The following is a 24,982-nucleotide window of genomic DNA, read 5'->3' as shown; positions in this document are numbered from 1 at the left end:
CGCTCCGGGCCGTCAGGTCAGCAACAACGGTACGCGGCCCCTGGTAGAGCGGGGTCGGCGACATTATGATCAGGCCACCCGTTTCGCCCCTCACCCATCTCGCACCTTGCTCCCTCGACACCAGGACGGCCGATGAGCGCGACCTTCTCGAGCAGAACACGCCTGCGTCTCGTCCGGGCCGTTCTCGCCGGGTTGGTGGTGGCGACCGGCGTCGGCCTCGGCGCGTTCAACGCCTGGTGGGTCGCACTGTTCATCGGGATCCCGCTGGTCTTCCTGGGTGTCGCGATCAGCCCGCGGGCCTCGCGCGTGTCCGAACTGCCCGAGTTCCGTCGCGGTGTGACCCGGGACGCGCCGCAGATCGAGGTCGGGGCCCTCACCCGCAGCAGCCTCGGCTCCGACGATCTGCAACCCACGATGGTCACCGCGACGATCAACCCGCCGAATGACACCGCGTACGAGGCGCGCTGGATCACGTCGATGACCAAGGGGCATTTCCAGGCGCTGGCCTCGAGCCCGTTCACGACGCTGCCACCCGATCAGCTGCCGCCCCGCGATCAGGCGGACACCCCGGAATTCGACGACCATCCCGGCCGGTGGGCGGTCATCTACCCCGCGGTGACGTTCGTGACCGCGTGCGCCCTGCTGTTCGGCGTCGCGGACAACTGGACGATCTCGGTCCGGTCGCTGCAGTCGTCCGGATCCGTCGTCGACGCACCCGCGGACGACGCGGAGGTCACGCTCGCCGCACGCCATCAGCGACTTCTCGACGAGATCGTCGAGCACCTGGGACCCGGTTCCACCCGAAATGTGCTGCGCCTGAGCTACAACCTCGATTCGAGTTCCGACCAGGCCATCGTGTTCGACCCCACGAACGGCCGCGCGACGAACATCAATGTCTGGGACGGCGGTTCGAATGCATCGGCGATGCCCACCATGGACCGGGCGGACAAGACCTTCGACGCCGCGACGATCAACCCCGGTTCGCTCGGGGACATCGCCGGGTCGATGTCGGCGGAGGTCTCGCCGATCGTGCCGGACGCCGAGCTCAACGGGTTCGAGATACAGCGCCCCGAGCCGAACGAGCCGGTCGTCCTCACCGGTTCCTTCGATCCCGCAGACACTTTCATCCACGACGTCGAGATCGAGGCGCGCACCGACGGTACCGTCGCGCAGTTCTTCGACCCCGCGGACTTCGACGCCGCCTTCGGCGTCGCCCGCGACGCGCTGGGCGTCGCCGATCTCCCACCGGACGCGCCCGTCCTCGACGAGTTCGTGATCCGCGGCATCGCCGACAACACCCCGATCATCAGCGCCAGCAGCATCCAGAGCAGCGGGGGTGTCCTGTTCCGGTACACGACGCCCACACGCAGCGGGCAGATCGTGGTCGCGCCCGGCACCTTCCCGGAAGCCAGCGGCAACACGGGGAGATACCGACCAGACGGTTTCGCGTTCGACGCCGTCTCACCGCAAGTGTTCGACCGGGTGCGCGACGACGCGATGAAGCGCGGTTCGATCCCCGAATACGACCGCGGCGCAGTGGCCATCGAGGTGTCGGACCCGCCGTTCACCGACGAGCCGCCTCTCGCCATCCGCGTCGAGATGGCACGGGTCGACGCATCGAAGGGCATGTACACCCTCGACGGACAGTTCATCAAGGCCGGGCACTACTGATCTCCGCGACCTCCGGGTGGTGCGCCCGCCGGTTGTGCCTCACCAGCGGTCACGGTGGATGACTGTCTCCGGGTCATACCGGGTGACCGGCCCGAAACGGCCACGCGGCCAACCGATCGGGATGATCGCGAACGTCTTGACCCGCCGCGGAATCCCCAGCACCGCCTTGAACTCCTGTTCCAGCATCAGGTGCCACGTGGTCATCGCCGCAGCGAGGCCTGTAGCACGGGCCGCCAGCAGCAGGTTCTCCACTCCCGGATAGACACTCGCCGCCTCGGTCATCTCCAGGGCGCGACGAACGTTTCGCACGACTCGAAGGGCACGGCGCGGTCCCACGCTCCTCGCGGCCGTGAGAGTGTCCGCGAAATGGGCGCGCACCTGATCGACGAGGGCCCCGCTGTCGTAGCAGGCGACGATCACCGCCGGGGTCTCGTGGAAGTGGTCGCACTGGAACTTCAGTGCGGCAACGTTTCTCGCGTGCTTCTCGGCCGTGGTGAGCGGAGGCGTGACATGCGCCATGGAGGCGGCGTAGAAGTCGTGGACGGCACTCCAGAGTTGCGCGAGCTCAGCGATCCGAGCCCGGTCGGTCACCACGACGAAGTGGTACCCCTGCGTGTTTCCACCGCTGGGCGCCCAGGTCGCGGCCCGGACCAATTCGGTGAGGATCTCATCCGGCACCGGGTCCGGCTTGAGCCTGCGCATGGCGCGCATCGTGGACATCGTGTCGAAGATCGGCGGATCGATCATGATTCCTTCCGAAAGATTGTCGACGGGTCACGCGTTCGGGGTGCCGGCCTCCAGTGCGCGCCGCGTGACGGCGTGCAGTTCGGCGACCGCGGCCTCCGGCGGATGCAGGACACCGCGGTCGGTCATCGTGGTGACGATGTCGCGGACGCGGCCGTAGTAGGTGGCCTGCTCGGCGGCCGTGCTGCTCGCCGCGGCGTGGTTGTACAGCTTGAGGGCGGTTCCGAGGGCGTCCTGGTCCGCGGGTTCGAGATAGCCGGCGCCGATCCGTCGTCCGTGCTTCTCGCACGCGATCCACGCCCGCCGCAGGGCGGCCACGGATTGCTGGTAGGCGTCGGCGCGGCCACGGTTGCCCGGATAGGCATCGGTGCGCAGTGCGGTGGCCTCGTCGAGCGCGAGGTGGAAGGTCTGGGTCTGTTCGACGGTCACGTCGGTGACCGCCGGATACTTCAGCAGCAGCGCCGGGTCGAGTTCATAGGTGCCGTAGACGCCCAGGACCTCGTCGTGCCGGCGGGTCGCTTCCTCCCACAGGCGCTGGGCGGCCTCATCCGATCCGGCGTCGGCGATACGTGGCCGGCGCAGATCGACAGGTGAGTTCTCGTCGTCCGCGGGGTCACGGTCCGGCGGCACCGACGCCTTCTCCCACCGGCCGGCTCCCGCCTCCTGCTGTGGCGCCGCCTGCTTCTGCACCGAACTCTTCTGCGTCGAACTCTTCAGCGTCGAACTCTTCAGCGCCGAAACACGTTGCGGCGCATGCATCCGCAGTCGATCGATGACCGCGGTGGCCGCCGGATCTCCCTCGCTGATCGCGACCCGCCAGAAGTCGGAATCGAGGTCCTCGTCGGTCCGTGTGCCGACGCGCGGTTGGTCACGTGCGAAGGTCAGCTTGAGGTACTTCTGCCCGGACACGGTGAGGTGCTGCGCCCGCTGCCCGGTCATCGGCGAGGTGTCGTCGGCCGGCCCGCCGATCGCGAACGAGCGCAGTGCGGCCAGCGGGTACGAGACCAGCGTGCGGTCCTCGTCGCCGAAGTAGACCGTGTCGTCGTCGACCGTGAGCAGTACGGCTCCCCGATCACCGAGTCGGCCGTATGCGGCCGCGGCCAGGGAGACGGCGAGAAGCCCGGCTACCACCGCCGAGACGACGAGTCCGTCGACACCGGCGACGTTGAGCCCCACAAGCGCGACGAGCGCGACCATCATCACGATCCATGCGCCGCTCGCGGAATTGTGATGGCGACCCGTCAGATATTCGGTTCGGCACGTCACCGGAATCACGTCTCGCTCCCCCACGCCATATCGCATCCCCCACCCGGTCGGCTACCGTGATGAACGTGAGCCACGGGGATCGCCGTCAGACGGCACGCGTACATCGCCCTGTCCGCGAACATCGCATCAGCTTACGCACTGTTGCGCTGGTCAGCGCGATATTGTTCGTGTCCGGTCTCGGCATATCGGGCGCCGGATCAGGCCACGCCGCACCGTCGGCGCCGCCGTTCGTCGGCAAGTCCTACTCGGCGACAGCCGTGACCGGTCCCCAGATTCCCGGCGGAGGCCCCCTTCAGGTGACCTTCCCGGCCGCCAATCGGATCTCGCTGTTCGCCGGTTGCAACCGGCACGTCGGCGAGATGCAGGTCGACGGGTCGGTACTGCGGCTCGGCTCCCTCGCCTCGACGATGATGGCGTGCCCCGGTCCGCGCGCCGGTGCCGACGACTGGATCGCCACGTTCACCCGAGAGCCGCTCACCTGGTATTCGGTGGGTCACGCGCTGGTGCTGTCAGGAGCTGGGACGCAGGTCCTGCTCACGGAGAAGTACTCGTGAGCCACGCTGCGCCGGCCGTCGTCACGGTGACGGGTGCGGCCGGGAGCATCGGGTACGCCAGTGTGTTCCGCATCGCCGCCGGCGCGATGCTCGGTCACGACCGCCCCGTCGCACTCCGGCTCCTCGAGTTGCCCCAGGCGGTTCCCGCCGCCGTGGGCACCGCCATGGAACTCGACGACGGCGCCTTCGGCCTGCTGAAGTCCGTCGACGTCTTCGACGACCCGCGCAAGGCCTTCGACGGTGCCGGTTTCGCACTGCTGATCGGCGCTCGCCCACGTTCCAAGGGCATGGAACGCGCCGATCTGCTCGCCGCCAACTCCGACATCTTCGCCGCGCAGGGATCGGTGATCAACGAGGTTGCCGACGAGGACATCCGGGTGATCGTGGTGGGCAATCCCGCCAACACCAACGCCGCGGTGGCCGCGGCACACGCACCCGAGGTTCCCCCGCAGCGGTTCACCGCACTCACCCGCCTCGACCACAACCGCGCGATCGCCCAGCTCTCCCACCGCGCCGGGGTCGAGGTCGGCGAGATCAGCCGGGTCACCATCTGGGGCAATCACTCCGCGACGCAGTACCCCGACATCTTCCACGCACGCGCAGGCGGCCGAAGCGGCGCCGACCTCGCCGCCGACCGCGACTGGCTCGTCGACGATTTCATCCCGACCGTCGCCCGCCGCGGCACCGCGATCATCGAGGCGCGCGGATCGTCCTCGGCGGCCTCTGCGGCCAACGCGACCATCGACCACGTCCACGACTGGGTGCTCGGCACCCCCGCCGATGACTGGACGTCCACCGCGTTGCCGTCGCCCGGCGTCTACGGCGTGCCCGAGGGCATCGTCTGTTCGTTCCCGGTCCGCTCGGTCGGCGGGGAATGGGAGATCGTCGAGGGGCTCGACATCAACGAGTTCTCCCGAGCACGGATCGACGCATCGGTCGCCGAACTCGAAGCCGAACGCGATGCCGCTCTGACCCCCTGATCGGCCCGCAGCCCGTACTCTCTTCCCATGCCCAAGAAGGACAAGCAGAAACCTCAGAAGGTCTCCGACAAGGTCTACGAGGCGGAGCTGTTCCGGCTACAGACCGAGCTGGTCAAACTCCAGGAATGGGTGCGCGCGACCGGTGCTCGCGTCGTGGTGGTCTTCGAGGGCCGCGACGCCGCAGGCAAGGGCGGCACCATCAAGCGCATCACCCAGTACCTGAGTCCTCGCATCGCGCGGGTCGCCGCCCTCCCCGCACCCACGGATCGCGAACGTGGGCAGTGGTACTACCAGCGCTATGTCGCGCATCTGCCGGCGCCCGGCGAGATCGTGCTGTTCGACCGGTCCTGGTACAACCGTGCCGGAGTCGAGAAGGTCATGGGGTTCTGCACGCCCGAGGAACACACCCGATTCCTGCGGCAGACACCGATCTTCGAGCAGATGCTCCTCGACGACGGCATCATCCTGCGCAAGTACTGGTTCTCCGTCTCCGACGACGAACAGCTCAAGCGGTTCCGGCAACGCATGAAAGATCCGGTGCGGCAGTGGAAGCTGAGTCCGATGGACCTCGAGTCGGTGTACCGCTGGGAGGACTACTCGCGCGCCAAGGACGAGATGATGGTGCACACCGACACTGCCCTGAGCCCTTGGTACGTCGTCGAATCCGACGTGAAGAAGCACGCGCGGCTCAACATGATCTCCCACCTGCTCGACAGCATCGACTACGGAGAGGTACCGCGTCCGCAGGTGACGTTGCCGAAGAAGCCGATCGAGACGGGCAACTATCACCGGCCGCCGCGGTCGCTGTCCAAGTACGTTCCAGACCACGTGGCGACGCTGATCCGCACCGACAACTGATGGGATTCTGATGTGGATCGGGTTCGCGGAGTTCGACTATCGCCTCGGTGACGTGCACTCGTTGAAGCAGAAACGATCCGTCGTCCGGCCGATCGTCGCCGAACTCCGTCGCCGATTCGCGGTGTCGGCGGCCGAGGTCGGCCACCTCGACATGCATCGGCGCGCGGTGATCGGAACGAGTGTGGTCGCGGCCGACCGGACCCACGTCGTCGACGTGCTCGACGCGGTCGAGAGATCTGCCGCCGACCATCCCGAGGTGGAACTGCTCTCGGTGCGACGCCGGATCATCTACTCCGAAGACCTCTGAGTCCCGACCCCCACCGTCCGGCCGCAAACCGCCCCTGAAACCGACCCTCCAGAGGCTGCCCGTCGACACTGTGTCGGCGGACCCGCTGCACAGGGCGCTTTCCAGGTGCGCTTTCCAGGTGCGCTTTCCAGGGGCGCTTTCGACCACGCCTGGTCAGACCACGCCGGCCGCGACCGCGGCCTCCCGGTACGCGGCAGCCAGCGAGTCGACGGTCTCGTGCGCGTTGAGTCCGCTGGGGTTCGGAACCACCCAGAGCTGGGCCCCGTCCCAGGTCTCTTCCTGACGGCCCGACACCGCGTCGCGCCGCCCGAAGGCGCTGCGGTACGCGGTGATCCCGGCGACCGCCACGACCCGCGGACCGATCTCGCGCACGCGCTCCCGCAACCGGCGACCACCGTCGCGCAACTCGTCGACGGTGAGTTCCGCGGCGGTCGCAGTGGCACGGGCGACGACGTTGGTGATGCCGATCCCGCGCCCGGTCAGCAGTTCGGCGTCGGCGTCGGACATGCCCTGCGACGCGTCGATCACCCGATCGACGATGCCGGCGCGGGCCAGCGCCGGATAGAAACGATTGCCGGGCCGAGCGAAATGGGCACCGGTGGCGGCGGTCCACAATCCCGGGTTGATGCCGACGAACAGCAACCGACAGTCGTCGCCGATGAGGTCGGCGACGGTGCGGTCCCGATACTCGAGCAACTCGGCCCTGGTGAATCCCATCCCCCGAGGCTAGACGTCGGGCCTCGGCGTTCCGGGGGCTAGTGCTGACCGGCGACGCAGAACTGGTTGCCGTCGGGGTCGGCCAGTGTCACCCAGGCGAAGTCAGGCATCTCGTGGTCGGCGATCTTGGTCGCGCCGGCGGCGATGAGCCGTTCGACCTCCGCTTCGCGCTCGTCCGTCGTGAGGTCGAGGTGGATGCGGTTCTTCCCCGGGGTCGGGTCGTCGACCTGCTGGAATGCCAGGAGCGGCGCACCCTCGGCGAGGGCGACGACGACGAAGAAGCCGTCGTTCTCCTGGACGATCCGGCCGCCGAGGGCGTCGGCCCACCAGGTCGCGAGCGGCATCGGCGCAAGGGTGTCGACGGTGATCATGCCCACTGTGAGACTCATGCGGACAAGGTATCGCCCGACACCGACAGTTCCCGCGTGCATGTCGGACGAAGGGTCGGACCTGGTCCAGTACCCCGCCCCGGAGGTGCGCAGACCATTACACTCACGCTGATGCTCGGACTCTCGTACACGGTCTTGGGCGGGCTCGGCGCCCAGATCGGTTCCGATCCCGTCGAACTCGGCACCCGCAAGCAGCGGGCCACACTGGCGCAGCTCGTCCTCGCCGAGGGCGCGCCGCTGCGCGCCGACCGGCTCATCGAGGGCATCTGGGGCGACTCGCCACCCGAGCGCGCCGAAGTGTCACTGCAGTCCTACATCTCGGGGTTGCGCAAGGCCCTCGAACCCGACCGCAAGCCCCGCAGTCCCTCGACCGTGCTGCTCACCCACGGAACGGGTTACAGCCTGCCGACGACACCCGACCAGGTCGACCTGCGCCGGCTGGCCACGGATCTCGCCTCGGCGCGAACCCTGATGCAGCAGGGCGACACCGCAGCCGCGGCCCCGCTCCTGCAGACGGTCCTCGAGTCCTACCGTCCACTCCTCCCGGAGTTCGAGGGGCTGGCGTTCCGCGACGAGGCGGCCGACCGGCTCGACCGCTTGCTCGAGGCCGCGCGGGAGATGTCGTTCGAGGCGCGGATGGCCGCCGGGGACCATCGTCTACTGGTCACCGAACTCGACAGCGCCGTCGAACGATCGCCACTCGACGAAGGCCTCTGGGTCCTCCTCGCCACCGCGCTGTACCGGCTGGGCCGGCAGTCCGATGCGCTCGGCGCGATCGCCAACGCCCGCCGCATCCTCGCCGAGGAGATCGGCGTGGACCCGGGCCCACGACTCCGCGATCTGGAACGCGACATCCTCGATCACGCCCCTCACCTCGACGCGCCGGTCGCACCGCGCGACGCCATCGCGGCACCGCGAACCCCGGCCCCCGACACTCCCGACACCGATCCCCTCGACGCCGAGACCCTCGACCACTCGGACGACGCGCCGTCGCTGGTCGGGCGCACCGACGAACTGGCCGCACTGCACCGAGCCGTCCTCGCCTCGATGACCGGCCACGGCGGCGTCGTGGTGGTGGAAGGCGAACCGGGAGCGGGCAAGACGGCGCTGATCGACGAAGCGGGACGGCGTGCGGCCGGCGCCGCCGAACTGCGGGTCCTGTGGGGCCGATGCGTGGACGATCCCGCGGCACCATCGATGTGGCCGTGGGTCCAGATCCTCGGCACGGTACTCCCCCAACTCGATCCGGCCGACCGTGAGCGACTCCTCGACAGCTCGCTCGGCCGCATGGTCACCGAGGGCGTCAACGTGATCCCGCCGCCACGTCAGATGCCCGATGCCGCAGCACGTTTCCAGTTCTACGACCAGGCCGCCGACCTTCTCGACGGCGTCGCGGAGACCTCGAAACTGATCATCGTCCTCGACGACCTCCAGTGGGCCGACGGCGCATCCCTGGAGTTGTTCGCGCACATGGTTTCCCGTCGCACGCCGGGCGTCACGTTCTTCGCGTCGCTGCGGTCCCCGACCCACCGCCCCGTCGTGGCCTCGACCCTGGCGACGCTGGCGCGGCTGCCCGAACATCGCCGCCTCCGGGTCGGACCGCTCCGCGGGGACGACATCTCCGAGCTGATCCGTCGCGAGACCCAGCAGTGGCCGGAGGTCGCCACGGTGAGCTCGATCGAGCGGCGCACCGGCGGCAACGCCTTCTTCGTCCGCGAACTGGCACGGATCCTCGCCTATCAGGGGTCGATCGTGAGTAGTGCCGTACCGTCCGGGGTGCGCGACGTGGTCCGTCAGCGTCTACTCGGATTGTCCGCGGAGACAACCGAGCTGCTCGACATCGCCGCCCTCATCGGCACGCGGGTGGACCTGGTGCTGCTCGCGACCGCGGCGGGACGGCCGGTCGACGTGGCGCTCGACACGCTCGAATCCGCCGCTTCCGCCGGGGTCATCGATCTCGGTCCCGATGATCCGTTCGGGTTCAGCTTCAGTCACGACATCATCCGTGAGGCGATCGCCGACGGGATCCCCTCGATGCGCGCGCGACGCATCCATCTCGCCATCGCCGACGCCCTGGCCGGCAACTCGTCACCGCACGCGGTCACCCGGGTCGCGCGGCACCTGTGGTCGGCGGGTCCGCTCGCCGACCGTGAGCGCACCACCAGCGCCCTGTTGACCGCGGGCGACATCGCTCTGCGCACATACGATCTGGACGGCGCGAAACGCCATTTCGGCGATGCGTCGACGCTGGCGCGGGCCACCGGGGATCAACCGGCCGAACTCCGGGCGATCGCCACCCAGCTCGCGGGCGAGGTCGCCACTCACGGTTACTTCGCCGCCGACCCCGACCTCCAGGAACGCGCTCGCACACTGGCGACGTCGCTCGGGGACCGGCGACTACTGGCCTCCCTCGACTACGCCCGCTGCGCCGCACACATCCAGGTCGCCGACGCACGTACCGGGCACCGGCTCGCGAACGATCTGCGCGCCCGGGCCGAGCGGTCCGACGATCCGGTGGTCGTCCATCTCGGCATGCAGGTCGCCGGGATCGACGAGTTCACGCGCGGCAGTTTCGGCGCGGCTCATCGCATCCTGGACACCTACGGCCCCATCGACGACGTCGACGGGCTCCGCGACGACCAGCTGATGATGGCGCGCGGCTTCCGGGCCTGGACGGCCACGATCCACCTCGGCGGTGACGCCGGCAGGTCGCTGTTCGGGACCATCTCCGATGCGCGCCCGGACCCCCGATCCCGGTTGGGCACCGCGATCTTCGCGGTCGGTGCGGCCGCGATGATCGGTGACGCGGAGTGGGCGCTCGATGCCGGGCAGATCATCGACTCCGACGGGCCGGGACCGCTGGTGTACCTGCGTCGCGGCGGCGAACGCATGTACTGGTGGGCGCGCGCCATGACCGGTGACATCGACGACGCACTGGTCCGGATCGACCAGCTGGACGCCGGCGGACCCGCGACCGGTCAACCCGGCAGCCCGGACCATCCGCGCACCGGCGAGGGATTCTGGCTCGGCCTGCACGCCGAGATCCTGGTGACCGCGGGCAAGCTGACCGATGCGGCCGCTCTCCTGGACCAGGCGGACGAATTCGCCGAGCGAACGGGCGAGCACTACGGGGACGCACACCGCCTTCTCGTCCGCGCCCGCTACGAGTACGCCAACGGGCGTCCGGCCGCGGTGTTCGGCGCAACACTCGGACGTGCTCGCGACATCGCCGTGGCCCAAGAGGCAAAAGCCCTGGTCGAACGGGTCGACGCGCTGGCCGCGGAGTGGGGCGTGTCCCCGCCGGCCTGACGCCCAAGTCCGCCTCAAGTCGCCCCCAAGAACCGCCGGTGAGTCTGGATTCCGAACCCGGCCCTGCCCGGAACCAGATCAGACGCCCGCCGGCGATGCCGGCCACACCCGAGGACTCACCGTATGACCGCGATACCCACCTCACCGACCGGCCGACCCGAGCGACTGACCGTCCGCACCCGCAGCTCGGTGCTCGCACAGTTGCGCCACCGGATCGCCGGCGACGTCCTCGGCCCCGGCGATACCGGCTATCGCGAGGCGCGCGCCGGATTCAACCGACTCGTCACTCACCGACCGTCGGTGATCGCGCTCCCCGAGAACCATTTCGATGTCGTCGAAGCCGTGCGTTTCGCCGGCGAGGAGGATCTGCGGATCACGGTCCAGGCAACCGGTCACGGGACCGGCGTTCCGGCCGACGGGGGCCTCCTCATCAACACGTCACGTCTCACGGCGGTGACCGTCGACCCCATCACGCGGACGGCCCGTGTCGCCGCCGGTGCCACCTGGAAGATGGTGCTCGATGCCGCGGTCCCGTACGGACTCGCACCGCTGATGGGTTCGTCGAGCATCGTCGGCGCGGTCGGCTACACGCTCGGCGGCGGCTTCGGCTGGCTCGGCCGTCGCTTCGGTCTGGGGTCGGACGCCGTGCGCGCCTTCGACCTCGTGACACCCGACGGCTCCCCGATCCGCGTCAGCGACGCGAGCTTCCCGCACATCTTCTGGGCCCTGAAGGGCGGGGGTGCCGGCAGTCTCGGTGTCGTCACCTCGATGGAGATCGCTCTCGCCGATGTCACCACCGTGTACGCGGGCAACCTCTTCTATCCGGCCGCCGACGCCGAGGAGATCCTGCGCCGGTTCCGCGACTGGGCCCCGGCACAATCGGAGGAACTGACCTCGTCGGTCACCATCCTGAATCTCCCGCCCACCGAGGACGTCCCGGAACCGTTGCGCGGCGGCAGTTTCGCGGTCGTGCGCGGATGCTGGTCCGGTGACCCCGCGGCCGGTCGCGCGATCGTCGACGAGTGGCGCACATGGAAGACCCCGCTCGTCGACATGTGGGATGAGATGCCGTTCGCCGCCGCCGATGCGATCAGCATGGACCCCACCGAACCGATGGCGGCCATGGTCACCACCGAATGGTTCGACGACCTACACGACGCGGCGATCGACGTCATCGCCGTGCGCGCCCGTCCGGCACCGGGTTCGGCCCCGCTCATCGTGTCCGCCGAGATCCGCCACGCCGGCGGCGCGATCGCCCGCGGAGCCGCCCGGGCCGCGAACGACCGGGCACGTTCCGGAAGGTTCCTGCTGGAACTGATCTCGGTGGTCCCCGACCCACATGTGGCATTGGCCGTCGAATCGACGCTGCGTGTCACCCGTACCGAACTCGCCCCCTACGTGACCGGCGCGACGTACCTGAACTTCACCTCGGGAGCCGAACGGGCCGGCCGCGCCGCGGACGCCTACAGCGCCGAGCACCGTCGTCGGCTCTTGGAGATCAAGGCGACGCTCGACCCGCACGGCAGGTTCTGCCACAGCGACATCAACTGACCCGGGCCGTCAATCGGGCTCCGGTCAGCGCGGATGGTCGAGCAGGCCGAGAAACCGCTTCGCAGCAGGATTACTCGGTCCTCCGGTCCTCGACAACAGCGCGAGAGACCGAGTGGCCGGCGGGGTCGTGTCCAACGGAACGGCCACCACCCCGTTCGCTGCGTGCGCCACCGGAGCCGGTACGACGGCGACACCGAGACCATGGTGGACGAGATCGACCAGCCGACCCATGTCACCGACACGACAGGGGATCTCGCGCTGAACGTGCGCGGCGGAGAACAGGTCCGCCACAACGGTCTGCAGACCGGGACCGGCCTCGAAGTCGATGAAGCCGTGCTCGGCGAGTTCGCCGAGGCCGACCCTGCGTTTCACCGAGATCGGGTGCTCGGGACCCGCTATCGCGATGAGCGGCTCGTCGTATCTCGCCACTTCCGTCAGGGAGGTGTGCAGTGGCGTCGCGTCGAGAGCCACGAAAGCCAGGTCAAGTTCCCCTTCGACCAGCGCTTCGATGAGCTGGGTGGTGGTCGCCTCGCGGAGGCGCATCTGCACCGTCGGATGGTGACGATGGAACAGCGCCATCGTCGCGGGCAGGTCGATCGCGGTGAAGGTCTGCACGGTTCCGATGTCGATCGTTCCCGCATCGACGCCGGTGATGGATTCAACCGCCAGGCGCGCCGCGGCGACCTCGCCGATGATCCGCCGAGCGTGATCACGTAACGCCACGCCCGCGTCGGTGAGGAGCACACGTCGTGTGGTTCTCTCGAACAGCTCCGCCGACAGTTGCCGCTCCAGAGAACGTATCGAGGAGCTGAGCGCCGACTGCGACATGTGCACGAGAGCTGCTGCGCGAGTGAAGTTCCCCTCCTCGGCGACCACCAGGAAGTGCTCTAACTGCCGGAGTTCCATCGACGGATGGTATCCATCACGCCATTCATCGGTCCAGTCGCTGGAGACCATTGGATCTATCTGTTGGACAGTTGAATATTCCTCGCCAACGATCGATGCATGGCACTTTCCACGACGGCAACCCCTTCGCTGAGTCGGCGATCCGTTCTCCTGATGGCGCTCGTATCCGGACTCGTCGTCGCCAACAGCTACTACGCGCAGCCCATCGTCGCCCTGATCGCGAACGATCTCGACGCTTCGACGACGAGCGTGGGACTTGTCGTGACGGCAAGCCAGGTCGGCTACGCGATCGGTCTCGCCCTGCTCGTACCGCTCGGCGACCTCCTGGATCGACGGAAGTTGTTGTGGGCGATACTGTTCGGCACCGGCGTGTGTCTGGCCATCATGGCGTGCGCGCCGTCCTGGCAGATACTCGCATCTGCTGCGGTCCTGGTCGGTACGGGATCGGTCGTCGGCCAGCTTCTCGTCCCTCTCGCCGCGACACTTGCCGGACGCCGAACGTGGGCGCGTCATCGGGAACGTGATGACCGGTCTGTTGCTCGGGATACTGCTGTCGCGGGTGGTCGCCGGTCTGATCGCGGAGGTGGCCGGCTGGCGTACGGTCTTTCTGACCGCCGCGGTCCTGATGGCGGTCGCGGGCATCGCCGTCGCCGCGCTGCCCACCAGTCCACCGACCACCGAGCTGACCTACGGCGCCTTGCTGCGATCCGTGGTTCGTCTGGTGGCCGAAGAGCCGGTGCTCCGCTGGAGGATCGGCTACGGGATGCTCACCTATGCGTCGTTCGGCGTGGTGTGGACCAGCATCGGATTCGTGCTCGCCGGGCCGCGATACGACTGGTCGGACGCCGGCATCGGGCTCTTCACGCTCACCGGTGTCGCCGGTGCGCTCGCCGCACGAGGGGCCGGCCGAGGAGTCGACCGCGGATACGGACACCGCCAAACCGGTCTCATGCTCGGCGCGACGGCAGCGAGTTTCCTGCTGCTGGCCGCCGGAGAGCGTTCGATCGTGGCGATGGGCCTCGGTCTGGCTCTCCTCGACCTCGGAATCCAGGGCACGCACATCACGAATCAGAGCGTGTTCTACCCACTGCGGCCTGACGCCCGGAGTCGGCTGAACACCGCATACATGACCACCTACTTCGCCGCAGGGTCGGTCGGCAGCATCCTCTCGGTTCTCGCCTTCGCATCCGCCGGCTGGTCGGCCGTCTGCGTCCTGGGCGCCGCGTTTCCGGTCGCCGGAGGCGGATTGTGGCTCGTGGAGACCAGGATTCGACGGCGTGACGAGCACCGTCGAGGGGCGTCGGGGTTGCGTGACGGCGCCGACCGTGGGCTCATGGGGTCATGACCGATCCGACGCAGTCCCGTCTCGACGTCCCGCTGCTCGTCGTGGACGGCGCGAACGTAGTCGGATCTGTGCCGGACGGATGGTGGCGGGACCGCCGGGGCGCGGCGGAGCGCCTGCGCGATCGGCTCGCGCCGCTCGCCTCCCCCGGTCTCGACGCGTTGCCCGGTCCACTCGCGATCGTGCTCGTCGTGGAAGGCAGGGCGCGGGGCATCGCATCCATCCCAGACGTCACGGTTGTGGAGGCGCCGGCGTCGGGCGACGACACGATCGTGGAGGTCGTCGGACGACACCCTGACCGTCGTCGAGTGGTCGTGACCGCAGATCGCGAACTCCGCGCCCGGGTCACCGCGCTGGGAGCCGAAACCCTCGGACCGTCGTCGATCCCCCGCTGAGCCCGCGACGATGCTGTGCCATGAATCTCGAGTACCGCACCCTGAGTCGCTCCCTCGGCGAATAATCCCATCCGAGCCACGACAAACACCGACAGACGAAGGGCACCCATGAACGACGTCGACGTACTGGTCGCGGGAGCGGGACCGATCGGCCTGACCGCCGCCATCGAACTCCGCCGGCGAGGTGTCCGGGTCCGGATCGTCGACCCCCTCCTCGAACCTCCGCAGTACGCGAAAGCCGTGGGGATCCAGCCACGCACGCTCGAGGTGTTCGAGGGCATGGGCGTGATCGGAGCGATCCTGGACGCGGGCATGGAGATGCGCGGACAGTTCGTGTACGTCAACGGTTCTCAGGTGTCCCGGGTCGACCTGTCCACCCCGGCCGACGTGCCCTTCCGATTCCACCTGCTGCCGCAGTACGCCACCGAACGCGTCCTGCGTGACCGACTCGCCGACCTCGACCTCGAGATCGAACGCGGTGTGCGACTGTCGGCGTTCGATCAGGACGCCGACGGTGTCACGGTCACGCTGACCGACGCCGACGGTGGCGAGACCTCGGTCCGCACCGCCTATCTGATCGGCGCCGACGGCGCGCACAGCGCGGTCCGCAAGGGCCTGGGTCTGAGCTTCGAGGGCGGCGCCTTCGCCGAGCAGTACATGCTCGGCGACGTGGCCGTGGACTGGTCGATGCCGCGTGGCTACGCGATCCGCGCGATGCATCAGGCCGACGACGGCACCACCGACGACCTGCTGGTGTGCATCCCGCTCCCGGGGCGGGGACGGTATCGCATGTCGATGCTCGTGCCCGACGAGCTCGCGGTCGGTGAGATCTCCGGCGGCGACGGCGTCGCCCATGGTTTCGAGGGCACCCGCACGCCGGAGTTGTCGCACATCCAGGCCGTCGTCGACCGGTTGTCACCGGAACCGGCCACCGTGTCGGACCTGCGCTGGTCGTCGGTTTTCCGCATCAGCCACCGCATCGTCGACTCCTACGGTCGCGGAAGGGTGTTCGTGGCCGGCGACGCCGCCCACATCCATCCGCCGACCGGTGCCCAGGGCATGAACACCGGTGTGCAGGACGCCCACAACCTGGCGTGGAAGCTGGCCCTCGCGGTCGACGGCGTCGCGGCTCCCGGCCTGCTCGACAGCTACGACCTGGAACGGCGGCCGGTCGGTGAAGAGGTCGTCGGGCGTACCGTCCGCGACGCGCGGGAGGGCATCGGCACCGATTCCACCGACATCGAGTTCGTGACACGCCGTGAAGCCCAGTTGCTGATCTCCTACGCCGACAGCCCGATCGCCGCGGGCTCGACGATTCCCGGCTCGCCGGCCGCACCGCGGGCCGGTGAGCGGGCGCCGGACGCCGCGGGACTCGGTCGCGAATCGGTGAATCACCCTCTCCGGCTGTTCTCGTTGCTCGGAGGTGTCGACCACTCGCTCGTGCTGTACGCCGACGCGACGTCGGGCGCCGAGGACGTCGCCGTGCTCGAATCCCTCGCCGCCGAGGTCACCGCGGCGGCCCACGGGCATCTGACCGCCCACGTGGTCGCGGCGCCCACCGCGCAGGTCGGCAGCACCGAGCTGCCGCTGCTCCGCGACACCGAGGGGCTGTTCGCACAGGGGTATCTCCCGGACGGTTCGACGGCCTTCGTCATCCGCCCCGACGGTTACCTCGGCTACCGGGGCCCGATCGACGACGCCGCCGCGGTTGTCAAGTACCTCCGTACCACGTTCAGATGAAACGGGATCGGCACTGACGGACCGCCGACGCACTCTCCCGGCCCGCCACCGTAATCTCTCACCATGACGAAATGGGGGCAGGTCGGGCGAGTGCACGCGCTGGCGAACCGCGTCGGGGCATCGGCACGGCGCCGGGCCGGCGAGTCCTATGTCGGTCGCGCCCTGGGCTCCGGCGAGGTCATCTATCTGATCGCGCCGACCGGATACCCCAACTACGGCGACGAACTCATCGCCGGCACCTGGCTGCGCCACCTCGCGCGCGTCCGTCCCCAGGCGAGGGTGATCCTGGACTGCCACAGTCCCGGGTCGGCGTCCGCGCTGATGGGCGACGCACACCCGAACCTGCTCGTCGTCGACACACTGTGGCAGCTCACGAACTACGCCGCCGACTCCGACACCGAGCCAGACGCCCCGTGGTCGTGGGTCGGCCGCGCGGTCCTCGACTCCGGGCTGGCACCGCGCCTGACCGCCGGCATCGACCTCCTCCACTCGGCGACCACCATCCACCTCCTCGGCGGCGGATATGTGAACACCGTGTGGCCCCATCATGTTTCGCTTCTCGTGGCAGCCGCCACGATCTCCGGCAGGACGGGAGCGAAGGTCGTGGCGACCGGCCAGGGACTGGTGCCCACGGTCGACGAACCGGCGTGGACCGCAATGGTCACCGCGCTGGGTGCCTTCGACATCGTCGACGTCCGTGACATCGCGTCGGCGGAGGCGCTCGACGGAGTCGTCGGCGCCCGGCATTCGGGGGACGACGCCTGGCTCGCACTCCATCGTCCCCAACAGGCGATCTACCGCGACGAGGGCCCCGCCGACACACCCGGGCACGGCAGCGGCGTCGTGCTCTGCCTGCAATCGGACCTCACCGAGAAGTTCACCGGGCCGGGCGGATCCGGGGTGGATGCACTCGCCGCGTTCGTGAACGACACCCTCGACGCCTGGGAGGTCCCGGGATCGGCGGTCACTGTGATCGAGGGAATCCCGGGCCACGACTACGAGGTCCCGTTCCGCCTCGGCTCGCGTCTCGACGGCGCGCGAATCCTCAACTTCCGTGACGTCTGGCGCGACGGCCTGCCCGCCGGCCAGGGCAACACGTGGATCAGCACCCGATTCCACCCGCATCTGATCGCGGCCGCGGCCGGGGACTCCGGCGTCGCGATCGTGCCGATGCCGGTCTACTACTCGACCAAGCACCGTTCTCTCGTCGAGGCCGGATCCGCCTGGACCGTCGCCGATTCGGGATACACGATCCCCGATCGGCCCACCGCCGGCGGGTTCGGCACGGCGCACCGGCAACGAGCCATCGACGCCAAGGTCGCCACCGCACTCGACATCTATCCGGTTGCCCCGCTGTTCGCGTATCGCGCCTGAGATCTCGCACCGGCCGGCACGAATTCTGCGCCAGATCCGGCCGAGGCCCTGCCATTCGGGTCGTCGACGCGAGAAGATCACCGGATGACCAGTCGGCCCGCGCGCCCATCCGTTCTGCGAGTTCTGGTGTTCGGGGTGGTGGCGGCTCTCGGCGTCGCCGCCTGCTCGCCGTCCGAGTCGGCTTCCGAAGGATCGACCACCCCGACATCGGTGTCGGCCGAGAGCGGTGCCGCCTTCCAGAAGGTGCTCGACGACCTGCACACCTCGGGCGGCTTCCCCGGCGTCATCGCACGCGTGATCTCGCCGGCGGGCATCTGGACGGGGACGGCAGGTACGGCGGTCCAGGGACAGGACCGGCCGATCACCGCCGCCGATCACACCCGTATCGGCTCGCTCACCAAGACGATGACCGCGACGATTCTGCTGCAGCTCGTCCAGGACGCGCGGGTCTCACTCGACGATCCGATCGGCAAGTACGTCCCCGATGCCCCCAACGGAAACGCCACGGTCCGTCAGGTCGCGGACATGACCAGTGGCATCCCGTCGTACACCTTGTCCGACGCCTTCACGCAGAGGTTCTTCGCCGATCCCGGATACGATTGGCCGCCAACCGAACTCGTGGACGCCGCGAAGTCGCTGCCACCGGCCTTCGCCCCCGGGGCGGGCTGGCAGTACTCGAACACCAACTACGTACTGCTGGGACTCCTCATCGAAAGGGTCCTGCGGCAACCGATTCGCGATGTCTTCGACGAACGGATCTTCCGTCCGCTGGGCATGGACGACTCGTCGTGGCCGGGCGGGTCCGTGGAGATCGCCGATCCGCACATGAACGGGGTGACCAACCAGGGGCAGCCGGCCGGGAAGACGGTCGACTCCACGAACTGGAATCCCTCGTTCGCGTTCACCGCCGGCGCGGTCATCTCGACCCTCGACGATCTGCAGCGTTGGGGCGACGCCCTGTTCACCGGCCGGGGCGTGCTCAACCCGTCGACGCAGCAACTGCGCCGCGATTCGATCCTCACGTCTCCCCCGCCGAACACCGCGACCGCCGGCTACGGCATCGGTATCGGCAACCGGGACGGCTGGTGGGGCCACGACGGCGACTTCCCGGGCTTCAACTCGTCGCTGTTCCACGACTACGACTCCGACACGACCATCATCATCCTGGTGAACAGCGATGACGACATCACCGTCGACGGCAAGCAGGAGCCACCGGTGTCGGCGATCCTCGCCGGTCTGATCGCCGCACTGCCGTGAGCACTCTCCGGCGTAGGCTCGTCGACATGGCCAGAACCGTTGCACAAGCCGATTCCGTCGACCGAGCCGAACTACTGGAGTTCATCCGGCCGCGGCACAAGATGATCCTCAGCACCGTCCGATCCAACGGCAGCCCGCAGCTGTCACCGGTCACGGGCGGCGTCGACGCCGACGGTCGCATCGTGATCTCCACCTACCCGGGTCGCGCGAAGGCGTCGAACCTCCGCAACACCCCGGTGGCGAGCGTCGTCGTGTTGTCAGACGAGTTCAACGGCGCCTGGGTCCAGGTCGACGGAGACGCCGAGGTCCTCGACATGCCCGAGGCCGAGGACGCCCTCGTCGACTACTTCCGCAGCATCTCCGGCGAGCACCCGGACTGGGACGAGTACCGCGCCGCGATGCGCCTGCAGGGCAAGTCGCTCATCCGCGTCACCCCGACCCACTGGGGTCCCATCGCCACCGGCGGCTTCCCCGCGGACGTCGCCGCCAAGCTCGACGCACAGGACGGCTGAGCTCCCCCTCCGCCGGCTGAGCTCCGTCGAAGCCCCAGATGACACACATTTGTGTTATCTCAGTCATGAGCGCACACTGTGACGCATGACACTCGACGCGCAACTGACTTTCGCCGACCACATGGCGCGGTTCTGCGCGCGCCGGTACAGCTATCCACCGATGGTCGGACGCGTACTCGGCTATCTGGCCGTGTGCGACCCGCCCGCCCCGACGATCGCCGAACTGAGTGACGCCCTGCTCGCCAGCCGATCGGCGATCACCAACGCCGTCACGACGCTGGAGTCCGTCGGCCAGGTGAAGAGGTCGCGCGCCGCCGGTGAACGGATGGACCGCATCTCGATCGACATCACCTCGGCACGCGGCCTCGGGATGGACAACGCCGAGTACGAGGAACTGGGGGCGATCGCACGCGAAGGGCTCGAAGTCCTTCGCGACGCATCCCCGGAGCGCCGCGCCGTCCTGAGCGAGATCGCCGCGTTCACCGAGTTCCTCACCAACCGGATCCCGGCGCTGTACGCCGAGTGGCAGAAGGAACGCGAGGTGCTGATCGCCGCCGGCGAGATCCCCGGTCTCCCGCCGGAAGGGCAGCGCGCATGACCCGCACCGACACCACCGGCGCCGAGATCCTCATTCGCGGACTCACGAAAAGCTATGGTGACCACCGGGTTCTGGAGGGTATCGACCTGACCGTCCCGGCCGGGTCGGTGACCGCACTGCTCGGCCCCAACGGTTCGGGCAAGACGACGACGGTGAGCATCGCCTCGACCCTGTTCTCCGCCGACGCCGGCACGGTGACCATCGACGGCCACAACACGGTGAGCGCGGCCCGTGCGGTGCGCTCGATCATCGGCGTCACCGGCCAGTATGTCGCCATCGACGATCTGTTCAGCGGACGCGAGAACCTGACCCTGATGGCCGATCTGCGGCACCTCGGACGCGCGCCGGGTCGTCGGCGTGCGGACGAACTGCTCGAGCAGTTCGATCTCGTGGACGCCGCCGATCGCGCGGTCTCGACCTACTCCGGCGGTATGCGTCGCCGCCTCGATCTCGCGATGACGCTCGTCTCCACCCCGCGCGTCATCTTCCTCGACGAACCGACGACCGGACTCGACCCACGTAGCCGACGCGTGTTGTGGGACATCATCACCGGCCTCGCCGCCGACGGCGTCACGATCTTCCTCACCACCCAGTACCTCGAGGAGGCCGACCAACTCGCCGACCGTATCGCGGTGCTCGACCACGGGCACATCGTCGCCGAAGGCACTGCGACGGAACTGAAGAAGCGGGTGCACGATTCCGAGGTGCGTCTGGAGTTCCCCGACGACGACGCCTTCGACTCCGCCCGACGGCTGCTCCCCTCCGCACGGCCGATCGTCGAGTCACGCCGACTCGACATCGCCACCGACGACACGGTGTCGACGATCCGCACGACGCTCAACCTCCTCGACGCCGCCGACGTCACGGTCACCGACGTAGAGGTCCACACACCCACCCTCGACGACGTCTTCTTCGCTCTCACCGGCTCGGCACCGGCGGAGCCCGTCGAGACCGACACCGACACATCGGGAGCCGCGTGATGACCACACTGACGTATGCCGTGAGCGACTCGCGGGTCATGTTGCGCCGCAACCTCAGGCGCCTCATCAAGTACCCGTCGCTGACCATCATGCTCGTCGGTCTGCCGGTCGTCTTCCTCCTGCTGTTCGTCTTCGTCTTCGGCGGTCAGCTCGGCGCCGGGATGACCACGACCACCGGGGCCACCGGACGTACCGCGTACCTCGACTACGTCGTACCCGGCATCATCCTGGTGACGATCGCGTCCGCGGTGCAGGGTTCGGCGATCGTCGTCGCCATGGACATGACCTCGGGGATCATCAACCGTTTCCGCACGATGGACATCGGACGATCATCCGTGCTCGTCGGACACGTCCTCGCCAGCCTCATCCAGGCCCTGTTCAGCATCGCGATCGTCCTCGCGGTGGCGATCGCACTCGGCTTCCGGCCGACCGTCGACCCGCTCGGATGGCTTGGGGCGCTGGGCGTCACCGTGTTGTTCGCGATCGCCCTGATCTGGCTGGCGATCTACCTGGGGCTCGCCGCGGACACCGTCGAGACGGCCAGCAACTCGCCGATGTTCCTCACGATCATGCCGTTCCTCAGCACCGGTTTCGTTCCCGCCGACTCCCTCCCGGTCGGGATCAAGCAGTTCGCCGAATACCAGCCGTTCACCCCCGTCACCGAAGTCCTACGGGGAGCCCTCACCGCCGCAACGGTTCCCACCGGCAGCGTGATCGCGGCAATCGCCTGGAGCCTGGGCATCGGCGCGGTATCGTACTGGCTCACCCTACGCACCTACGAACGGCGAGCCATCACCTCCTAGCAGGTCAGTACACCCAGCCGACGACCGGAGCGGAACCCTGTGAGCGACAAGGTCGATTTCAAGAAGACACTCGACGCCTATCAGGCCAGGCGCGGCGAGTTCCGCATCCTCGAGGTGCCGCCCACGCGGTACCTCATGGTCGACGGCGACGGCGACCCGAACAGCTCCCCCGATTTCGCGGCCGCGATCGAGACCCTGTACCCGGTCGCCTACAAGCTCAAGTTCGCCAGCAGCCGCGGACTCTCACGCGACTACGTGGTCCCGCCGCTCGAAGGCCGATGGTGGGCCGAGGACATGAGCGTGTTCACCGGCGCCCGCGACAAGTCGCGGTGGAGCTGGACCCTCATGATCATGGTGCCGGAGTGGCTGCCCGACGACATGATCACCGCGGCAATCGCGACGGTGGGCGCGAAGAAGCCACCGCCCCGGCTCGATGACCTGCGCACCGCCACGCTCGACGAGGGGCTCTGCGTGCAGACCCTGCACCTCGGCTCCTTCGACGACGAGGCACCCGTCCTGGAGCGGATGCACCATGAGTTCATCCCGGACAACGACCTGCGCATGAGCGGACACCACCACGAGATCTACTTCAGCGACTTCCGCAAGGTGGCACCGGAGAAGCTCCGCACGATCCTGCGCCAGCCGGTCGAGAGGGCTCAGCGATAGGGGTCGGTGATCTCACGCAGACGAATCAGCGACTTCTCCAGCGCCGCATAGTCGTCGGCACCCAGGTGGTCACGCCATTCCCGCTCGACGGCCTCGACCTCCTGCGCGGCGATCTCACACAGTTCGACGCCGCGGTCACTGAGGGTCACCAGTCGCGCCCGGCGATCCGAGGGATCCGGCACCCGCATCAGGTAACCCGCGGCCTCGAGCTGGTCGACGATGCCACCGGCGGTCTGCTTGGTGACGCCCGCCTGTTCGGCAAGATCGGTCAGGCGCATCGGCTCGGGTGCGAGCCGCTGAACCACGCGACTCTGCGCGAGGGTGATGTCGTCGGCCCCGGCGTCGGCGAGACGCGCCATCACCCGCCGTTCGATGGACCGGTGGGCCACGAACATCAGGACGCCGAGGGCCGGCAGTTCGTCGGGCATGCCATTGACTTTAGTACGGAATCCTGACTAATATGGTCAGGCATCCTGACCAATTCGGAAACGGGAACACGTCATGGACAGCGACACTCTCTGGAACCACGTCGACGAACAGCGAATCGACCTGGCCGCCCTGATCGAATCCCTCTCCGACGAGCATCTCGCCACGCCATCGCTGTGCGCGGGCTGGACCGTGCGCGACGTCGCGGTGCACCTCACGCAATCGCACGCCGACGCGCGTCAGGTGTTCCCCGAGGCCATCCGATACGGCTTCCGCTTCAACACGATGATCCGCGAAATGGCGATCCGCGACCGGACGACTCCACCCGAGGCCGCGGAGAAACTGCGTGCGATGGTCGGGTCACGTCGCCACCCGTTCGGGACCAACGAGCGAGCACCCCTCATCGACTCCCTGCTGCACGGCCAGGACATCACCGTTCCGCTCGGGATCGATCGTCCGATGCCGGTCGACGCCGCAGCAACTGCGGCACAGGAGATCTGGGACATGACGTTCCCCTTCTTCGCCCGTCGCCACAATCGGGGTCTACGCTTCGTGGCCACCGACGTCGACTTCGCGGTCGGGTCGGGGCGGGTCGTCGAAGCGCCGATCCGTGAGCTGCTGATGTGCTTCGGTGGGCGGGTCCCGGCGAGCCCCCTTCACCCCTCCGACGGCTCGGACTCCGGCTCCCGCGCCGGCTGACTCCAGCTCGCGAGGATCGAGATCGCTTGGCGGGACGGCGATCCCGGCTCCGTTGTGAGATACAGCGCCTGGTCGCTGTCACCGGGCAGCACAAAGGTCTCGTAGTCGACGGTGAGTTCGCCGACGACCGGGTGCACGAGCCGTTTGGAACCGAAGGTGCGTTGATGGACCTGATGCTCCGACCACCACCGCCGGAACTCCGGGCTCGACACCGACAACTCCCCGACCAGTTCGATGACGTCGCGATCCTCCGGTGACCGGCCGGCCTCGAGGCGAAGACTCTCGACGGCGTTGCGGGCCTGCAACTCCCAGTCGACGAACAGGTTCCGCGCGTCGTCGGCGAGCAATATCCAGCGTGCATAGTTCCGTTCACGTCCGGGCATGCGCTCGAAGTCGGCGAACAACGCACACGCCATCCGGTTGGCTGCCAGCACCTCGGTCCGGCGGCCGAGGACCAGCGCGGGATGTGCGTCGAGTGAATCGAGGAGCTGGCGAAGTGCCGGGGCGGACGCGCTGCGCCGCCGCCCGGGGCGTCCGCGTCGACGAGACGAGGTCGTGCAGGTGGGTGCGGCCCACGTCGTCGAGCCCGATCGCCCGCGAGATCGCGTCGATGACCTGCGTCGACGGCACGATACGCCGGCCCTGCTCGAGTCGCGTGTAGTAGTCGGTGGACACCCCGGCCAGTAGGGCCACCTCTTCGCGCCGCAACCCTTTGACGCGGCGGACACGCCCGTCGTCGGGGAGTCCGGCCTCCTGCGGGTCGCGCGCGGCACGAGCACGGCGGAGGAAGTCCGCGAGTTCTCGATTCAGATCGGCCATGCCCACCATCATGCGCGTCCGTTGTGCGCCGTGCCTGGGTCTTGCAGTCCTAGGTTGACCGATCCTGGGTACGGGATGGTCAGTTATGGCTCCCCACAGGGCCTTTCGACGCGGGATTC

General features: G+C 68.4%; 23 protein-coding genes and 2 pseudogenes. 18 read left to right on the top strand and 7 right to left on the bottom strand.

Features of this window, described 5'->3' with window-relative positions:
• Nucleotides 1–132 precede the first annotated feature (132 nt).
• Nucleotides 133–1,671: a hypothetical protein gene (locus BLU62_RS05680; RefSeq protein ID WP_074848606.1), complete on the top strand. Its 1,539-nt coding sequence runs from the start codon at nucleotides 133–135 to the stop codon at nucleotides 1,669–1,671.
• A 39-nt stretch (nucleotides 1,672–1,710) separates the two neighbouring features.
• Here BLU62_RS05680 and BLU62_RS05675 read toward each other — a convergent pair whose 3' ends face one another.
• Both BLU62_RS05675 and BLU62_RS05670 read right to left on the bottom strand, forming a co-directional pair.
• On the bottom strand, nucleotides 1,711–2,418 hold the full coding sequence (locus tag BLU62_RS05675; RefSeq protein WP_074848604.1) for a nitroreductase family protein: 708 nt from the start codon (nucleotides 2,416–2,418) through the stop codon (nucleotides 1,711–1,713).
• A 27-nt stretch (nucleotides 2,419–2,445) separates the two neighbouring features.
• The gene (locus BLU62_RS05670; protein WP_074848602.1) at nucleotides 2,446–3,690 is read right to left on the bottom strand and encodes a hypothetical protein; all 1,245 of its coding nucleotides are present in this window, start codon (nucleotides 3,688–3,690) and stop codon (nucleotides 2,446–2,448) included.
• 149 nt (nucleotides 3,691–3,839) lie between these two features.
• Here BLU62_RS05670 and BLU62_RS05665 point away from each other — a divergent pair, with 149 nt between their 5' ends.
• Genes BLU62_RS05665 through BLU62_RS05650 form a run of 4 tightly spaced genes read left to right on the top strand, consistent with a single transcriptional unit; the run spans nucleotide 3,840 to nucleotide 6,380 of the window.
• Nucleotides 3,840–4,235 (top strand): META domain-containing protein, encoded by a 396-nt coding sequence (locus tag BLU62_RS05665; RefSeq protein ID WP_074852709.1) that lies wholly within the window; start codon nucleotides 3,840–3,842, stop codon nucleotides 4,233–4,235.
• Entirely contained in the window at nucleotides 4,232–5,215 is a 984-nt protein-coding gene (locus tag BLU62_RS05660; RefSeq protein WP_074848600.1) for a malate dehydrogenase, read from the top strand. The genes BLU62_RS05665 and BLU62_RS05660 overlap by 4 nt, the downstream gene beginning before the upstream one ends.
• Before the next feature lie 27 nt (nucleotides 5,216–5,242).
• Nucleotides 5,243–6,073, top strand: a complete 831-nt coding sequence (gene ppk2 / locus BLU62_RS05655; RefSeq protein ID WP_074848598.1) for a polyphosphate kinase 2 — start codon at nucleotides 5,243–5,245, stop codon at nucleotides 6,071–6,073.
• 10 nt (nucleotides 6,074–6,083) lie between these two features.
• The gene (locus BLU62_RS05650; RefSeq protein ID WP_074848595.1) at nucleotides 6,084–6,380 is read left to right on the top strand and encodes a DUF503 domain-containing protein; all 297 of its coding nucleotides are present in this window, start codon (nucleotides 6,084–6,086) and stop codon (nucleotides 6,378–6,380) included.
• Between the two features lie 153 nt (nucleotides 6,381–6,533).
• On the opposite strand, the gene BLU62_RS05645 is transcribed toward BLU62_RS05650, so the two are convergent.
• The gene (locus tag BLU62_RS05645) at nucleotides 6,534–7,097 is read right to left on the bottom strand and encodes a mismatch-specific DNA-glycosylase (protein ID WP_074848594.1); all 564 of its coding nucleotides are present in this window, start codon (nucleotides 7,095–7,097) and stop codon (nucleotides 6,534–6,536) included.
• A 38-nt stretch (nucleotides 7,098–7,135) separates the two neighbouring features.
• Nucleotides 7,136–7,486, bottom strand: coding sequence for a VOC family protein (locus BLU62_RS05640; RefSeq protein WP_074848592.1), 351 nt, complete (start codon nucleotides 7,484–7,486; stop codon nucleotides 7,136–7,138).
• 111 nt (nucleotides 7,487–7,597) lie between these two features.
• On the opposite strand from BLU62_RS05640, the gene BLU62_RS05635 reads away from it, so the two are divergent.
• Nucleotides 7,598–10,795 carry an ATP-binding protein gene (locus tag BLU62_RS05635; protein ID WP_074848590.1) on the top strand — a complete coding sequence of 1,066 codons (3,198 nt, stop codon included), beginning with the start codon at nucleotides 7,598–7,600 and terminating at the stop codon, nucleotides 10,793–10,795.
• 123 nt (nucleotides 10,796–10,918) lie between these two features.
• Nucleotides 10,919–12,346 (top strand): FAD-binding oxidoreductase, encoded by a 1,428-nt coding sequence (locus BLU62_RS05630; protein ID WP_074848588.1) that lies wholly within the window; start codon nucleotides 10,919–10,921, stop codon nucleotides 12,344–12,346.
• A 24-nt stretch (nucleotides 12,347–12,370) separates the two neighbouring features.
• Here the strand turns inward: BLU62_RS05630 and BLU62_RS05625 are convergent, their stop codons facing one another.
• Nucleotides 12,371–13,252, bottom strand: coding sequence for a LysR family transcriptional regulator (locus BLU62_RS05625; protein ID WP_074852708.1), 882 nt, complete (start codon nucleotides 13,250–13,252; stop codon nucleotides 12,371–12,373).
• A 99-nt stretch (nucleotides 13,253–13,351) separates the two neighbouring features.
• On the opposite strand from BLU62_RS05625, the pseudogene BLU62_RS05620 reads away from it, so the two are divergent.
• The 10 genes and pseudogenes from BLU62_RS05620 (at nucleotide 13,352) to BLU62_RS05575 (ending at nucleotide 22,919) form a co-directional block, all read left to right on the top strand.
• Nucleotides 13,352–14,597 (top strand): annotated as a pseudogene (locus tag BLU62_RS05620) (MFS transporter).
• On the top strand, nucleotides 14,594–14,989 hold the full coding sequence (locus BLU62_RS05615; RefSeq protein WP_074848586.1) for a PIN domain-containing protein: 396 nt from the start codon (nucleotides 14,594–14,596) through the stop codon (nucleotides 14,987–14,989). The pseudogene BLU62_RS05620 and the gene BLU62_RS05615 overlap by 4 nt, the downstream one beginning before the upstream one ends.
• A gap of 108 nt (nucleotides 14,990–15,097) precedes the next feature.
• Nucleotides 15,098–16,729 carry an FAD-dependent monooxygenase gene (locus BLU62_RS05610; protein WP_074848584.1) on the top strand — a complete coding sequence of 544 codons (1,632 nt, stop codon included), beginning with the start codon at nucleotides 15,098–15,100 and terminating at the stop codon, nucleotides 16,727–16,729.
• A 63-nt stretch (nucleotides 16,730–16,792) separates the two neighbouring features.
• Entirely contained in the window at nucleotides 16,793–18,103 is a 1,311-nt protein-coding gene (locus BLU62_RS05605; protein WP_074848582.1) for a polysaccharide pyruvyl transferase family protein, read from the top strand.
• Between the two features lie 84 nt (nucleotides 18,104–18,187).
• A complete protein-coding gene (locus tag BLU62_RS05600; RefSeq protein WP_074848581.1) occupies nucleotides 18,188–19,360 on the top strand; it encodes a serine hydrolase domain-containing protein in 1,173 nt (390 codons plus the stop codon).
• 26 nt (nucleotides 19,361–19,386) lie between these two features.
• A complete protein-coding gene (locus BLU62_RS05595) occupies nucleotides 19,387–19,872 on the top strand; it encodes a PPOX class F420-dependent oxidoreductase (RefSeq protein ID WP_074848579.1) in 486 nt (161 codons plus the stop codon).
• Between the two features lie 85 nt (nucleotides 19,873–19,957).
• Entirely contained in the window at nucleotides 19,958–20,470 is a 513-nt protein-coding gene (locus BLU62_RS05590; RefSeq protein ID WP_074848577.1) for a GbsR/MarR family transcriptional regulator, read from the top strand.
• The gene (locus tag BLU62_RS05585; protein ID WP_074848575.1) at nucleotides 20,467–21,450 is read left to right on the top strand and encodes an ATP-binding cassette domain-containing protein; all 984 of its coding nucleotides are present in this window, start codon (nucleotides 20,467–20,469) and stop codon (nucleotides 21,448–21,450) included. The genes BLU62_RS05590 and BLU62_RS05585 overlap by 4 nt, the downstream gene beginning before the upstream one ends.
• The gene (locus BLU62_RS05580; RefSeq protein WP_074848573.1) at nucleotides 21,450–22,253 is read left to right on the top strand and encodes an ABC transporter permease; all 804 of its coding nucleotides are present in this window, start codon (nucleotides 21,450–21,452) and stop codon (nucleotides 22,251–22,253) included. Before BLU62_RS05585 ends, BLU62_RS05580 begins: the two co-directional genes overlap by 1 nt.
• A 39-nt stretch (nucleotides 22,254–22,292) precedes the next feature.
• Nucleotides 22,293–22,919: a GyrI-like domain-containing protein gene (locus BLU62_RS05575; protein WP_074848571.1), complete on the top strand. Its 627-nt coding sequence runs from the start codon at nucleotides 22,293–22,295 to the stop codon at nucleotides 22,917–22,919.
• Here the strand turns inward: BLU62_RS05575 and BLU62_RS05570 are convergent.
• Entirely contained in the window at nucleotides 22,910–23,347 is a 438-nt protein-coding gene (locus BLU62_RS05570) for a MarR family winged helix-turn-helix transcriptional regulator (protein WP_074848569.1), read from the bottom strand. The genes BLU62_RS05575 and BLU62_RS05570 overlap by 10 nt on opposite strands.
• A 73-nt stretch (nucleotides 23,348–23,420) precedes the next feature.
• Here BLU62_RS05570 and BLU62_RS05565 point away from each other — a divergent pair, with 73 nt between their 5' ends.
• Complete coding sequence (locus tag BLU62_RS05565; protein ID WP_074848567.1) at nucleotides 23,421–24,044, top strand: maleylpyruvate isomerase family mycothiol-dependent enzyme; 624 nt, start codon at nucleotides 23,421–23,423, stop codon at nucleotides 24,042–24,044.
• Here BLU62_RS05565 and BLU62_RS05560 read toward each other — a convergent pair.
• Nucleotides 24,002–24,863: pseudogene (locus tag BLU62_RS05560) on the bottom strand (helix-turn-helix transcriptional regulator). The gene BLU62_RS05565 and the pseudogene BLU62_RS05560 overlap by 43 nt on opposite strands.
• Nucleotides 24,864–24,982: the final 119 nt, after the last annotated feature.

Origin of the sequence: Gordonia westfalica, from assembly GCF_900105725.1 — a bacterium.
Lineage (GTDB): Bacteria > Actinomycetota > Actinomycetes > Mycobacteriales > Mycobacteriaceae > Gordonia > Gordonia westfalica.
This window is presented reverse-complemented; position numbering and strand designations above follow the sequence as displayed.